Origin of the sequence: Actinomadura sp. NTSP31, from assembly GCF_041951385.1 — a bacterium.
Lineage (GTDB): Bacteria > Actinomycetota > Actinomycetes > Streptosporangiales > Streptosporangiaceae > Spirillospora > Spirillospora napierensis.
In genome coordinates this window covers 556,967-571,712 of record NZ_JBGNUT010000001.1, presented here as the reverse complement: position 1 = coordinate 571,712, position 14,746 = coordinate 556,967, and the positions used below count along the sequence as shown (strand labels likewise).

At 72.4% G+C, this 14,746-nt stretch carries 6 protein-coding genes; all 6 read left to right on the top strand.

Going from position 1 to position 14,746, the window contains the following annotated elements; translation table 11 throughout:
* Positions 1-43: 43 nt before the first annotated feature.
* Complete coding sequence (locus ACA514_RS02355) at positions 44-2,092, top strand: bifunctional aldolase/short-chain dehydrogenase (RefSeq protein WP_375039283.1); 2,049 nt, start codon at positions 44-46, stop codon at positions 2,090-2,092.
* Positions 2,093-2,278: 186 nt separating this feature from the next.
* The gene (locus ACA514_RS02350; RefSeq protein WP_375039282.1) at positions 2,279-4,783 is read left to right on the top strand and encodes an alpha-L-rhamnosidase C-terminal domain-containing protein; all 2,505 of its coding nucleotides are present in this window, start codon (positions 2,279-2,281) and stop codon (positions 4,781-4,783) included.
* Positions 4,784-4,792: 9 nt separating this feature from the next.
* Positions 4,793-6,997: an alpha-L-rhamnosidase C-terminal domain-containing protein gene (locus ACA514_RS02345; RefSeq protein WP_375039281.1), complete on the top strand. Its 2,205-nt coding sequence runs from the start codon at positions 4,793-4,795 to the stop codon at positions 6,995-6,997.
* 105 nt (positions 6,998-7,102) lie between these two features.
* Positions 7,103-8,479, top strand: coding sequence for an arabinose isomerase (locus tag ACA514_RS02340; protein ID WP_375039280.1), 1,377 nt, complete (start codon positions 7,103-7,105; stop codon positions 8,477-8,479).
* Positions 8,480-8,683: 204 nt separating this feature from the next.
* Positions 8,684-10,768, top strand: coding sequence for a family 43 glycosylhydrolase (locus tag ACA514_RS02335; RefSeq protein WP_375039279.1), 2,085 nt, complete (start codon positions 8,684-8,686; stop codon positions 10,766-10,768).
* On the top strand, positions 10,769-14,731 hold the full coding sequence (locus tag ACA514_RS02330) for a family 78 glycoside hydrolase catalytic domain (RefSeq protein WP_375039278.1): 3,963 nt from the start codon (positions 10,769-10,771) through the stop codon (positions 14,729-14,731).
* Positions 14,732-14,746 lie beyond the last annotated feature (15 nt).

Sequence of the window (14,746 nt, the reverse complement as noted above, 5' to 3'; positions counted from 1 at the left end):
CCGAATCCGACAAGCGGCCGAATCCGACAAGGAGAGAGCACCGATGACCACTCCACCCGAGGTGGAGCAGCTGCTGGAACGGGCCAACACCCTCGGCTCGGACCCGCGCAACACCAACTACGCGGGCGGCAACGCCTCGGCGAAGGGCACCGTCACCGACCCCGTGACGGCCCGCGACGTCGAGCTCATGTGGGTGAAGGGCTCCGGCGGCGACCTCGGCACGCTCACCGAGAAGGGCCTGGCCGTGCTGCGGCTCGACCGGATGCGCGCCCTCGTGGACGTCTACCCGGGCGTCGAGCGCGAGGACGAGATGGTCGCCGCGTTCGACTACTGCCTGCACGGCAAGGGCGGCGCGGCGCCGTCCATCGACACCGCGATGCACGGGCTCGTCGAGGCGGCGCACGTCGACCACCTGCACCCCGACTCCGGGATCGCGATCGCGACGGCCGCCGACGGCGAGGAGCTGACCCGGCGGATCTTCGGCGACCGGGTGGCGTGGGTGCCGTGGCGGCGCCCCGGCTTCCAGCTCGGCCTGGACATCGCCGCGATCAAGCAGGCGAACCCGCAGGCGATCGGCGTGGTCCTCGGCGGGCACGGCATCACCGCGTGGGGCGCGACGAGCGAGGAGTGCAAGGCCAACTCGCTCGACATCATCCGCACCGCGGAGGCCTACATCGCCGAGCACGGCAAGGCCGACCCGTTCGGCGAGGTGATCCACCCGACGCTGCCGCAGGACGAGCGGCACGCCCGCGCCGCGGCGCTGTTCCCGCTGATCCGCGGCCTGGCGTCGGCGGACCGGCCGCAGGTCGGGCACTACACCGACTCCGAGGCCGTCCTCGACTTCGTCTCGCGCGCCGAGCACCCGCGGCTCGCCGCGCTCGGCACGTCCTGCCCGGACCACTTCCTGCGCACCAAGGTCCGCCCGATGGTGCTGGACCTGCCGCCGGACGCGCCGCTCGACGACGTCAAGGCGCGCCTGAAGGAACTGCACGCCGCCTACCGCGAGGAGTACGCGGCCTACTACGACCGGCACGCCGCGCCGGACTCGCCGCCGATGCGCGGCGCGGACCCGGCGATCGTCCTGGTCCCCGGTGTCGGGATGTTCTCGTTCGGCGCGAACAAGCAGACCGCGCGGGTCGCCGGCGAGTTCTACGTCAACGCGATCAACGTGATGCGCGGCGCGGAGGCGCTGTCGTCGTACGCGCCGATCGACGAGTCGGAGAAGTTCCGCATCGAGTACTGGGAGCTGGAGGAGGCCAAGCTCCGCCGGATGCCCAAGCCGAAGCCGCTCGCCACCCGCGTCGCGCTGGTCACCGGCGGCGGCTCCGGGATCGGCGCGGCCACCGCCCGCCGGCTGGCCGCCGAGGGCGCCTGCGTCGTCGTCGCCGACCGCGACGTCGCCGCCGCCGAGAAGGTCGCCGCGGAACTGGGCGCGAACGCGCTGCGCGTGGCGGACGTCGCCGTCGCGGTCGGCGCGGACGTCACCTCCGAGGACGAGATCGCCGCGGCCGTGCGGGACGCGGTGCTGGCGTTCGGCGGCGTGGACCTCGTCGTCAACAACGCCGGCCTGTCCATCTCCAAGCCGCTGCTGGACACCACCGTCGCCGACTGGGACCTCCAGCACGACGTGATGGCGCGCGGCTCGTTCCTGGTCTCCCGCGAGACCGCCCGGGTGATGATCGAGCAGGGGATGGGCGGCGACATCGTCTACGTCGCCTCCAAGAACGGCGTGTTCGCCGGCCCGAACAACATCGCCTACGGCGCCACCAAGGCCGACCAGGCCCACCAGGTCCGGCTGCTCGCCGCCGAGCTCGGCGAGCACGGCGTCCGCGTCAACGGCATCAACCCGGACGGCGTCGTGCGCGGCTCGGGCATCTTCGCCGGCGGCTGGGGCGCCAAGCGCGCCGCCGTCTACGGGGTGGAGGAGGAGAGGCTCGGCGAGTTCTACGCCCAGCGGACGCTGCTCAAGCGCGAGGTGCTGCCCGAGCACGTCGCGGCCGCCGTCTTCGCCCTCACCGGCGGGGACCTGACCCACACCACCGGACTGCACATCCCGGTGGACGCCGGAGTCGCCGCCGCGTTCCTGCGCTGACCCCGCCGTCCCCGCGATGCGAGTTCGGGCCGGCGGCCCGGACCGCGCGCCGGCGCCCGGCACTCCACTGCCGGGCCGCCGCGCCGTCCCCACCCGGGCCGCCGGCCCTCCCTCCATGGGCCCGCTCGACCAAGTGAACCCGAAGGGATAACGATGCCCCCGGCCGAGAAGTTCGCACGAGCACGCGTGTCCGCCGTCACCTCCCTCGCCCTCGCCGCCGCCGCACTCGTCGCCGTGCCCGCCGGCGCCGCCTCCGCGTCCGGCCCCGCCTCCACCCCCGACCCGCTCGGCCTGCCGTCGCTGTCGCGCGCGGGCCACTACGTCCTCGCGCCGTCCGGCCGGACGGTCCGTCCCGCCGAGGTCGGGGAGGCGTACGGGGTCAACGGCGACTACGTGTCCGCCGACTCCGCCGCGTCCGAGACCGGCGGGCACGATCTTCAGGCCGGTGCGTCCACGACCGGCAAGGCGGACGGCGTCATGGTCCGCCAGGCCGGGGACAAGGCCGGCGCGGGCTTCGCCTACACGATGCGCGGCGGGCCCGGTCCGGTCACGCTGCGGGTCGAGGAGGCCGGCAGCGCGACCGCCCACTACGAGGTCCTGGTGAACGGGACGGTCGTCCACGAGCGCAAGCCCGACCCCAAGCAGGCGGGCGTGTGGAGCGGCGACAAGGACGGCCTCGTTCACTACGCGGTGAACGTCCCGGCGCGGGTCGCCGGATCATCCGGGAAGATCAAGGTCGAGTTCCGCAACGCCGACGACCCCGGGCAGGGCGCCCGCGTCCACGCCGTCTGGACGCTCGCGAAGGACGGGCGCGCCTCCGCCGCGCCCTACGGCGCCACGGTGCGCAATCCGGCGGGAGCGTTCCACGGCGGGACCACCACGCTCGCCTCGAACGAGTACGGCCGGCCCTACGTCATCTACGACTTCGGCAAGGAGGTCGGTGGGCAGGTCCAGGTGACCGCGGACGTCCGCAAGGGCACGCCGAAGCTCGGCCTGGCCTTCAGCGAGAGCGACCAGTACCTCACCACTGCCTCCGACTACAGCCAGGACCCGGTGGGCCTCGCCACCGAGACCCACTACCTCGACACCAAGGCCGGACGCACGGCGATGACCGACCCGGTCATCCGCGGCGGGTTCCGCTATCTGATGGTGTTCCTGGACGGCCCCGGCGAGGTGCGCCTGTCCGACCTGCGGCTCACGTTCACCGCCGATCCCGCCAACCCCGACCTCGACGGGTACAAGGGTGCGTTCCTGTCCAGCGACGACACCCTGAACCGGCTCTGGTACGCGGGCGCCTACACCGTCCAGATGGCGACGATCGACCCGAAGACCGGCCGGCCCTACCCGGGGCGGGAGGGCCCGGTCCGCAACGACGCGATCGTCGGTGAGGGCGACAGCGTCATCAGCGACGGCGCCAAGCGCGACCGGATGATCTGGGGCGGCGACAACGCCGTCTCCGACGCGGTGTCCTACCTGACGACCGGGCAGAGCGACCCGGCCGCGAACGCCGTCGCCTTCATGGCCAAGGGCCAGTCGCCGCAAGGCCAGATCCCCGGCCTCTACCTGACCGAGAGCCAGGGCTACCAGATGGGCTGGGGCGAGTACGCGGCCTGGTGGGTCAACAACTACTGGACGCACTACCTCTACACCGGCGACAAGGCGTTCTTCGACAAGTGGTACGACGCCATGAAGAAGAACGTCGCGTGGATGCAGTCCAAGGTCGGCTCCGACGGGCTGCTCGACATGAAGGGCGCGGGCGGCACCTGGGGCTACGGCAACGAGGGCAAGGGCACCTACGTCTCGTCCCTGTACGTCCACGTGCTGGGCCAGGCGGCGCAGGCCGCCGAGGCGCAGGGCGACGCGGCGCTCGCCAAGACCTACCGCGACGCCGCCGCACGCACCGCCAAGGCCGTCAACGACAACCTCTGGGACGCCGACGCGGGCGCCTACAAGGTCGGCCCGACCGACGGGAACCACCCGCAGGACGGCAACGCGATGGCGGTCGTCGCCGGAGTCGCCACCGGGGACCGCGCGAAGTCCGTGCTGAAGTTCTTCGGCGACCGGCTCGCCGACCCGCACGGCGACCTGACCGTGGACAAGGCCGGCGGCGTCGTCCCGCAGTACATCAGCCCGTTCGTGTCCGGCCAGTCGCTGCTGGCGTACACCGCGCAGGGCGACATGGCGGGCGCGATGTCCGTGCTGGGCCGCACCTGGTACCCGATGCTCGGCAAGGACACGCCCGGCACGCTCTGGGAGAACGTCAGCACGGCCGGCGCGCCGCAGCTCGGCTCCTACACCAGCCTCTCGCACGGCTGGGCCGCCGCACCGACCTCGTTCCTCACCAACCAGGTCCTCGGCGTCACGCCGTCGTCCGGCGGGTTCTCGACCTTCACCGTCCTCCCGCATCCGGCGAACGGGCTGAGCTGGGCGGAGGGCAAGGTCCCGACGCCGCACGGCGACATCACCGCCGCCTGGAAGCAGCGCGGCAAGACGTTCACGCTCCGCGTCGCCGCGCCGCGCGGTACGACCGCGACGGCGGGAGTGCCCGCGTCCGGCGCGTCCGAGGTCCGCGTGAACGGCTCGGTCGTCTGGCGGAACGGCACCGCCGTGAAACCCGGCGTCGCCGTCCGCGACGGCCTCGTGCAGGTGCCGGGGCTGACCGGCTCGTCCATCCTGACCGCCTCCCGCTGACCTGGAGTGATGATGGTTCCCCCCGCCTCCCGCCGCTCCCTCGCCCGCGCCGCCGTCGCCGCCGCCCTGGCGGTGTCGGGCACGGCCGCCCTCACCCTGCCCGCCGCCGCGTCCCCGAACGGCCCGTGGCAGGACGCCTCCTACACGCCGCACCAAGGCCAGTGGCGCCCGTACGTGCTGTCGCCGTCGAGCCGCACCGTCCGCCCCGTCGAGATCTACAAGGCCGACCCGCGCCAGGGGGCGATCGACGGGTCGCCGGACGCGGCGCTGCGCGACGGCGGCGGCTCGGTCCGGCTCACCGGCGCCGCCGACCGCACCGGTTCCCCGCTGCTGATCGTCGACTTCGGCAAGGAGGTCGCCGGGCACCTGGAGGTCCGGGTGAAGGGCGCCTCGTCCACGCCGCCGAAGCTGCGCGCCTGCTTCTCCGAGTCGATCCGGTACGCCGCGCTCACGCCGGACGCCAACAACGGCGAAGGCAAGATCGCGCCCGGCTGCGACACCGCCAACATCTGGAACGGCTTCCCCGGCCAGCCGTACACGCAGGACACCGACAGCCACGCCCTGCCGCTGGACGGCAAGAAGCTGCCCGCGACGGTCCGCGACGGTGTCCTGCGCGGCGGGTTCCGCTACGCGACGCTGTTCCTGGACGGCCCCGGGACCGTCGACATCGACGGCGTGTCCGTCGACTTCACCGCCGCGCCCAACCAGCGGGACCTGGACGGCTACCAGGGCCACTTCCTGTCCAGCGACAACGAGCTGAACAAGATCTGGTACGCGGGCGCCTACACCGTGCAGGTGAACACCGGCGCGTCCAACACCGCGAAGAGCTGGCCGTACGCCTCCGGCGAGGGCGACCACGCGGACGCGCAGGTCCCGTACGCCGACCCGAACAAGTCCGTCATCTACGACGGCGGCAAGCGCGACCGGATCGTCTGGCAGGGCGACCTGGCCGTGCAGGCGCCCGTCACCTACCTGTCCACCAACGACCTGGAGGCGGTCGACAACTCGCTGTCGTCGCTCGCCGCGCAGCAGCTCCCGGACGGGTTCATGCCCGCCGAGAGCCAGGTGGGGCAGCACAACGCCGACGAGCTGCGCACCTACGGCGAGTACGTCACCTGGTTCGTCAACAACATGTACGAGCACTGGCTCTACACCGGCGACCGCGCCTACCTCGACAAGTGGTGGCCGCAGCTCACCAAGGCGACGGCCTGGCTGGAGTCGGTCCGCGCCCAGGACGACAAGGGCCTCATCGCCTTCGACAAGGCCGGCTCCTGCGGCCACTACGGGTACTCCGACTGCGGCCACGAGACCTACGTCAACGCCCTGTACGCCCGCAACCTCACGCAGATGGCCGCGATGGCGAAGGCGCGCGGCGACGCGTCCGCCGCCGCGACCTACGGCGACCGGTCCGCGACGCTCAAGAAGGCGATCAACGACCAGCTGTGGGACGACGAGGCGGGCGCCTACCGGCTGTCGCGGGAGATCCCCGGCGCCTACCCGCAGGACGCCAACGCCACGGCGGTCCTCGCCGGTGTCGCCGACGGCGACCGCGCCACCCGCGCCCTCTCCTACCTGCGCAAGAACAACTGGGCGCAGTACGGGTCGCTGACCGTCTCGCAGAAGACCCCGAACGCGAGCCTGCCGCCGTTCTACGCGCCGCTGCCCAGCTCGTTCGAGTCCGACGCGCGCCTGGACACCGGCGACGCGTCCGGCCTCGACCTGATCCGGACGTTCTGGGGCCACCAGCTCCGGCAGGACCCCGGCTCCACGTTCTGGGAGCACATGCAGCCGGACGGCACCCCGAACCTCCAGCAGTTCTCCAGCCTCGCGCACGGCTGGGCGAGCGGCCCGACCGTCACGCTCACCACCCGCGTCCTCGGCGTCCGGCCGACGGGCCCCGGCTACGCGTCGTGGTCCGTCGTCCCGTTCACCGGTGGCCTGAAGTGGGCGGAGGGGACGGTCCCGACGCCGCGCGGCGCCATCGCCGCGTCGTGGCGGACGCTCGGGCACGGGTTCCGGCTGGACGTCACCGCACCGCGCGGCACGTCCGGCCGCCTCGCCGTCCCCGTCACCGCCGCCACGTCCCGCGTCACCCTGGACGGCCGGACCGTCTGGTCGCACGGCAAGGCCGTCGCGCGGGGCGTGACCGGGGATGGGAAGTACGTCTACGTGGACGGCGCGCCGTCCGGCCGCCACACCCTGACGGCCAGGTAACAGGAAGGAACAGGCATGGCAGGCAACACCGGGGCGCCGCCGCGCGAGTCTCTTTTGGGGGGACGACCCCCCAAACCCCCCGAAACGAGGGTCAAGGTCGGCCTCGTGGCCGGCGGGCTCGGCGCGTACTGGCCGCAGTTCCCCGATCTGCTGCCGCAGCTGAAGCGGTCGGCGGAGCGGGTGTCGGAGCGGATGCGCGGGCTCGGCGCCGAGGTGGTGGACGTCGGGTTCATCTCCGACGCGCAGGAGGGCGCGGCGGCGGCCGAGAAGCTGCGCGCGGCGGGCTGCGACATCATCGTCGGGTTCCTCACCACCTACATGACCGCGACGATGCTGGTCCCGGTCGCGCAGCGGGCGGACGCCCCGGTCCTGCTGATCAACCTGCAGCCGACCGAGTCGATGGACCACGCCACGTTCGACACCGGGCAGTGGCTCGCGTACTGCGGCGCGTGCCCGCTGCCGGAGATGGCGAACGCGTTCGCGCGGTGCGGCGTCCCGTTCCGCTCGGTCTCCGGCTACCTGGAGGACGAGCGGGCCTGGGCGAAGATCGGCCGCTGGGTGCGGGCCGCCGGGGTGCGCGCGGCGCTGCGCCGCGGCCGGCACGGACTGATGGGCCACCTGTACCCGGGCATGCTGGACGTCTCCACCGACCTGACGCTGGTCAGCGCGAACTTCGGCGGGCACGTCGAGGTGCTGGAGTTCGACGACCTGCGGGTGCGGGTGGAGAAGGTCACCGACGCCGAGGCGGCCGCGAAGAAGGCCGAGGCGGAGAAGATCTTCGAGCTGGACGCCTCCGTCAACGACGACGACCTGACCTGGGCGGCGCGGGTGTCGGCGGGCCTGGACCGGCTCGTCGAGGACTTCGAGCTGGACAGCCTCGCCTACTACCACCGGGGCCTGGACGGCGAGATCCACGAGCGGCTCGGCGCCGGGATGATCCTCGGCGCGTCGCTGCTCACCGCCCGCGGGATCCCGGCGGCCGGCGAGTACGAGCTGCGCACCTCGCTCGCCATGCTGATCGCCGACCGGCTCGGCGCGGGCGGCTCGTTCACCGAGCTGCAGGCGCTCGACTTCCACCGCGGCCACGTCGAGATGGGGCACGACGGGCCCGCGCACCTGGCGATCAGCGCCCGCCGCCCGCTGCTGCGCGGCCTCGGCGTCTACCACGGCAAGCGCGGCTACGGCGTGTCCGTGGAGTTCGACGTCAAGCACGGCCCGGTCACCGCGTTCGGGATCATCCAGCGCCGCGACGGCCGGTTCGCGTTCGTCGCGTCCGAGGGCGAGACCGTCGACGGCCCGCTGCTGCAGATCGGCAACACGACGTCCCGGGTGGACTTCGGCTGCGACCCCGGCGAGTGGGTCGACGCGTGGAGCGCCACCGGCATCTCCCACCACTGGGCCCTCGGCACCGGCCACCGGATCGCCGACCTGAAGGCCGTCGCCGACCTCCTGGAGATCGAACTGGTCACTGTGAATCCCTGACCCCATCGGTACGAACCGCACGATCCTGACGGACTCGAACTCTCACTAGGCGTGATCGGGGGATCCGTCCCTAGGCGATGACGGGCGAAGGCCCGTGGCCGTGCACCCCGCCCGCACGGCCACGGGTTCTGTTCGGCATGCCCGGAGACGGACGACGCGCCGCCCCCCACCCCACCGCGCAGCCTCCGAGAGGACGCCACGTCCATGCGCACCATCCCCCCACTCCGGTCCAGGCGAGGCCGCGGCCTCGCGCTGGCCGCGATCTTCGCGCTGCTCCTCGGCGCGCTGTCCGCGCCGCCCGCGCTCGCGCCCGCGCAGGCGGCGACCGTCGCCCCGATCACCAACTACGGGCCGGACGGCGAGCAGACCGTCCGGTTCGACACCGAAGGCAACGCGGTCGACGCCCACGACGGCGCGATCCAGCGGTTCGGCGACACCTACTACCTGTACGGGACGAGCTACGACTGCGGCTACCAGTGGACGGTCAACAGCACGTTCTGCGGCTTCAAGGTGTACTCCTCGCCCGACCTGGTCCACTGGACCGACCGCGGGTACGTCGCGAAGGCCCGGTCCTGCAAGTTCTGCTTCCGGCCGCATACCGTCTACGACCAGGCGACCCGCAAGTACGTGATGTGGGTGAACGACCAGGAGGCCGCGGACAAGTTCCGGGTCTACACCGCCGACCGGCCGGCCGGCCCGTTCACCGAGCAGCCCGTCCCGGACCTTCCGGCGGGCACGCACTGCACCGCCGACCTCGACGTGTTCGTCGACGATGACGGCAAGGCCTACCTGGCGTGCAGCAACGCCGGCTGGCACATCGCCGTCATCGAGCTGACGCCCGACTACCTGCGCGCCGCCGGACCGTACGACGTGACCGGCGTGACCCGCGTCGAGGCGCCGTCGATCTTCAAGCGGAACGGCACCTACTACCTGACGATGTCGGACCCGAACTGCGGGTACTGCACCGGGACCGGCACCTCGTACCTCACCGCGAAGAGCCCGCTCGGCCCGTGGAAGGGCCGCGACGCCTGGACGGCCGAGGACGGCGCGCTCACCGCCCGCGGCGGCCTGTACGGGCTGTCGCAGCAGGGCGAGGACTGGTCCGACTACACGTTCTCCTTCGACGTCGCGCCGCTGCCCACCACGTCGGGGACGTCCGCGCAGGCCGGGTTCTCCGTCCGGATGAACCAGGACGACCACGGCTACCTGTTCCTGCTGACCGGCTCGGGCACCGGCAACGGCAAGCTGAGCGTGCTGCGCCGCGCCGGCGCCACCACCGCGAGCCACGTCGTCCAGCTCGGGAAGCCGATCACCGCGGGGGAGTGGCACCACGTGTCGGTCGCCGCGTCCGGCTCCACGCTCACGACGTCGATCGACGGCGTGCAGGTCGACAGCTACACCGACGCGACCTACCCGGTGGGCAAGGTCGGGTTCCGCGAATGGAACGGCGCGAACCTCGAATCGGCGAAGTTCGACAACGTCACGGTGACCTCGGCGTCCGGGCAGCAGCTGCTCGCGGACGACTTCTCCGGCGACCTGTCCAAGTGGGTCGTGCCGACCGCCGGGACGAGCATCACGGCGAACTCCTGCGGCGGCCAGCCCGCCCAGGTCGCGACGCTCCCGCAGCGCCACGGCGCGCCGATCTACATGTACTTCAGCGACCTGTGGGACTTCCACACCAACGAGGCGCTCGCCAACTACCACTGGGAGCCGCTCACCTTCGGCGCCGACGGATCGATCGACCCGGTCAAGTGCGGCAACTCGACCGTCCGCCTCGACCCGGGGCATCCGGGACGGCAGGCGGCGATCCCCGGCCTCGACCAGAGCAGCGGCGTCACCGGCTTCCGCACCGGCTGCGACGTGGCCGGGAACGTCCGGCGCGAGCAGTCGTTCACCGCGGGACGCGGCGGCCGCCTCGACTCCCTCGCCGTCACCGCGTTCAAGGACGGCACCGAGCAGGGCCGCGTCGAGCGCACCCCGCCGTCCGATCCGCTGACCGTCGAGGTCACCGACGGGACCCGGACGATCTGGTCCGGATCCGTCCCGGCCGAGCAGATCGGCTGGTCGGCGCGGAACGTGACCGTCCACCCGGGCATCCGGGTGCGGCGCGGCGCGCACTACACCGTCCGGATCTCCTCCACCACCACGACCGGCTGCTACGGCGTCGCCTACAACGACCACGACCCGTACCGGGGCGGCGCGTCCGCCGTCAGCAATGACGGCGGCGCGATCTTCACGCCCGAGCCCGGCCGCGACCTGAAGTTCTCCACCACCGTCCGGGGAGCCTGAATGCGAACATCCGCGACACGCGTCGCCCTGCCCGCCGCGTTCCTGTCCCTGCTGGTCGGCGCGGCCGGCACGGTCCCGGCGCGCGCCGACGCGGCCGGCCTGCGGGCCACCGGGCTGCGCACCGACGCGCTCGACGACCCGCTCGGCATCGACGACACGGCGCCGACGCTGAGCTGGCGGCTCGCCGCCCCCGGCCACGGCGCGGCGCAGGCCGCCTACCAGGTCGAGGCCGCGACCTCCCGGGACGGGCTCGGAAGCGCCGACCTGTGGGACTCCGGCAAGGTGTCGTCCGGCACCGCGAACGCCGTCTACCGGGGGACGGCGCTCACCTCCCGCCGCCAGGTGTGGTGGCGGGTCCGGGTCTGGGACGGCTCCGGGCGGGCGTCCGCCTGGAGCTCCCCGGCCCGGTTCGAGATGGGCCTGCTCGGCAAGGACGACTGGTCCGGGAAATGGATCACCGACGACCGGTGGCTGAACCGGGCGCCGAGCCCCGTCACGGTCGGCCTGCCCGCCGGGACGAAGGCCCGCTACCTGCGGGTCGACGTGTCGAAGCTGGGCCTGCCGATCGCCGAGAGCGGGTCGCTGGTGTCGCGGCTGCAGCTCGCCGAGATCGAGGCGCTCGACCCGTCCGGGACGAACGTGGCGAAGGGCGCGGCGGTCACCGCGTCCGAGGTCCGCGAGTACCCGGGCAAGTGGATGCCGGAGTTCGTCACCGACGGCTCGCTCACCACGCAGAAGGCGCCGTTCGGCTACACCAGCAACTCCTACAAGGCGCAGGACCCCGGCCACCACATCTGGCTGCAGCTCGACCTCGGCGCCGCCAAGGACGTCGCGTCGGTGAAGCTGTATCCGCGCACCGACGTGATGACGAGCGACGGGAAGACCCCGAACTTCCCCGTCGACTACACCGTGCAGACCTCGGACGCGGCGGACGGCCCGTTCACCGTGGTCAAGACCGTCACCGACCAGGTCCCGCCGCCCGCCTACCAGACGTCCATGCCCGCGCTGCCGCTGCTTGCGCGGCAGTTCTCGCTGAAGAACACCGTCCGGTCGGCGCGGCTCTACATCACCGCGCTCGGCATCTACGACGCGACCGTCAACGGCAGGCCGGTCAGCGACGCCGTTCTCGAACCGCCGAACACCGACTACAAGAAGCGCGTCGAGTACGCGGCCTACGACGTGACGAAGCTGCTGCGGCGCGGCGGCAACGCGATCGGCGTGCGGCTCGGCAACGGCACGTACAACGTCGCCGCGACCAATGACCGCTACACCAAGTACGTCGGCGCGCAGGGGGCGCCGAAGCTGCTCGCGCAGCTGGAGGTGACGCTGAAGGACGGGACGACCGCGCGCGTCGCGACCGATTCGTCCTGGCGCACCGACCTCGGGCCGACCACGTTCAGCCAGTGGTACGGCGGCGAGGACGAGGACGCCCGGCTCGCGCAGAAGGGCTGGGACGGCCCGTCCGCGAACCTCGCGTCGTGGAAGCCGGCCGCCGAGGCGCCCGACCCGGGCATCGCGCTGACCGCGCGGACGTCCCCGGCGATCGTCCCGGTCGGCACCCGCAAGACCGTCAAGGTCACGCACCCGGAGAAGGACACCTACGTCTTCGACCTCGGCGAGAACATCGCCGGCCGGCCGGAGCTGCGGGTGCGCGGGAAGCGCGGCGAGAAGCTGACGGTCAAGCCGGGCGAGCGGCTCGGCGCGGACGGCCTCGTCGAGCAGGGCACCATGATCGCGGGCGGTGCGCAGAACCCGCCGGTCATGGACACCTACACGCTCGCGGGCACCGGCACCGAGACCTGGCATCCCCGGTTCGTCTACCACGGCTTCCGCTACGTCCAGATCAGCGGCCTGGACGCGGCGCCGTCCGCGGACATGGTCGGGGCGACGATCCTGCGCGCCGGGAACGCCTCCGCCGGCTCCTTCGACAGCTCGGATCTCCTGCTCAACGGCATCCACAAGATCATCGACCGTGCGGTGCAGGGCAACATGATGTCGATCCTCACCGACTGCCCCGACCGGGAGAAGCTCGGCTGGCTGGAGGAGGACCAGCTCGTCCAGGGCTCCATCACCCGCGAGTACGACGTCGCCGCCTACTACCCGGCGCTGCTGCGGAACATGGCCGAGGCGCAGACCGCCGAGGGGCTCGTCCCCGACATCGCGCCCGCGTACGTGACGTTCTCCGGCGGCGTGTGGGACGACCCGAACTGGGGCAGCGCGATCATCCTGTCCGCCTGGCAGCACTACGTCACCTACGGGGACACCAAGCCGCTGCAGGACTTCTACCCGAACATGCGGCGCTACCTGGACTACCTGACGTCCAAGGCGAAGGGGAACCTGCTCGACTACGGCCTCGGCGACTGGGCCGCCGTCGACAAGACCACCCCCATCGGCGTCGCCGCGACCTACGGCTACCAGCGCAGCGCCACGGCCCTCGCCAAGATCGCCAAGCTGCTCGGCAAGGACGACGACGCCGCCAAGTACACCGAGCTCGCCGGTGACATCGCCGGCGCGTTCAACGCCAAGTACCTCGACACCGGCAAGCACACCTACGGGTCGGGCAGCCAGGCCGGGGACGCGTTCGCGCTCGACCTCGGCATCGTCCCCGCCGACCAGAGGCAGGCCGTCCTCGACCACCTCGTCTCCACGATCAAGAACGACGGCTACCACCTGACCGTCGGCGAGATCGCGCTGCCGTCGGTGTTCCGGACGCTGTCGGCCGCCGGCCGCGACGACGTCGTCCTCGCCGTCGCGCAGCAGGTCACCAACCCCAGCTACGGCTACCAGGTGGTGCACGGCGCGACCGCGCTCACCGAGTACTGGGACGGCCCGACCGGCTACGGCTCGCAGAACCACTTCATGCTCGGCGCGATCGACGAGTGGTTCGGCGCCGGCCTCGCCGGCATCCGGCAGGCCGACGACTCGGTCGCCTACGGCAAGCTGGTCGTCCGGCCCGCCGTCGTCGGCGACCTCACCCACGCCTCGTCGTCGTACGACACCCCGCGCGGGACGGTGTCCAGCGCGTGGCGCCGGTCCGGGCACGACCTGCGGCTGGACGTGACGGTCCCGCCCGGCGCGCCCGCCCGCGTCGAGGTCCCGCTGCTCGGCGCGTCCGCCGCCAAGGCCCCGGCGGGCGCGCGCTCGCTCGGCGTCCAGAACGGGCACGCCGTGTACGAGGTCGGGTCGGGCTCGTGGACGTTCACCGTCCGCACGCCGGACGCCGTCCAGCAGGACCGCACGCAGCTCGCCGTCGAGCCGCCGTTCGGCGTGAACATCCCCGTGACCGGCGGCGCGGCCACCGACGCCCGGTTCCGCGTGACGAACCTGGAGCGCCGCGCCGTCACCGTCCCGGTGAAGGCGTCCGCGTCGGCCGGATTCACCGCGTCCGCCCCGGCCCAGGTGACGGTTCCGGCGGGCGGCTCCACCGAGATCCCCGTCGAGGTGAAGGGCTCGGGCGCGGACGGGACGGAGGGCACCGTCACCGTCACGGCCGACGACGAGGCCGCGACCGCACCGGTCCTGGTCACCGGGAACCTCGTCCGCTCCGCGGCCATGACGGCGTCCAGCAGCCACAGCGGGTCGTCGCCCGCCTGGGCCAACGACGGCGGCACCGACTCCGGCGTCTGGCTGAACGGCGTCGGCGGCTGGAACGACGACACGTCCAAGACCTTCCCCGACACCCTCACCGCGACCTGGAAGGACCCGCAGGAGATCGGCCGGGTCAAGGTCTTCACGCTCAACAGTTCGAGCAGCCCCGCGTCGAAGTCCGGCCTGCGCGACTTCGACGTCCAGGCGCAGGTCGACGGCCAGTGGACGACGGTCGCGACCGTCACCGGCAACACCGCCGGGACCGTCGAGAAGACCTTCGCCCCCGTGCGGGCGTCCGCGCTGCGGCTGCTCGTCCACGACTCCAACGACCACAACTACAGCCGCGTCATCGAGCTGGAGGCGTACACCTCGTGAACCGATCCGAAGTTC

Excerpts from the sequence above, each read along its gene's own strand:
- ACA514_RS02355 (WP_375039283.1), top strand. The coding sequence starts at position 44 with ATGACCACTCCACCCGAGGTGGAGCAGCTGCTGGAACGGGCCAACACC.
- ACA514_RS02345 (WP_375039281.1), top strand. The coding sequence starts at position 4,793 with ATGATGGTTCCCCCCGCCTCCCGCCGCTCCCTCGCCCGCGCCGCCGTC.
- ACA514_RS02335 (WP_375039279.1), top strand. The coding sequence starts at position 8,684 with ATGCGCACCATCCCCCCACTCCGGTCCAGGCGAGGCCGCGGCCTCGCG.
- ACA514_RS02330 (WP_375039278.1), top strand. The coding sequence starts at position 10,769 with ATGCGAACATCCGCGACACGCGTCGCCCTGCCCGCCGCGTTCCTGTCC.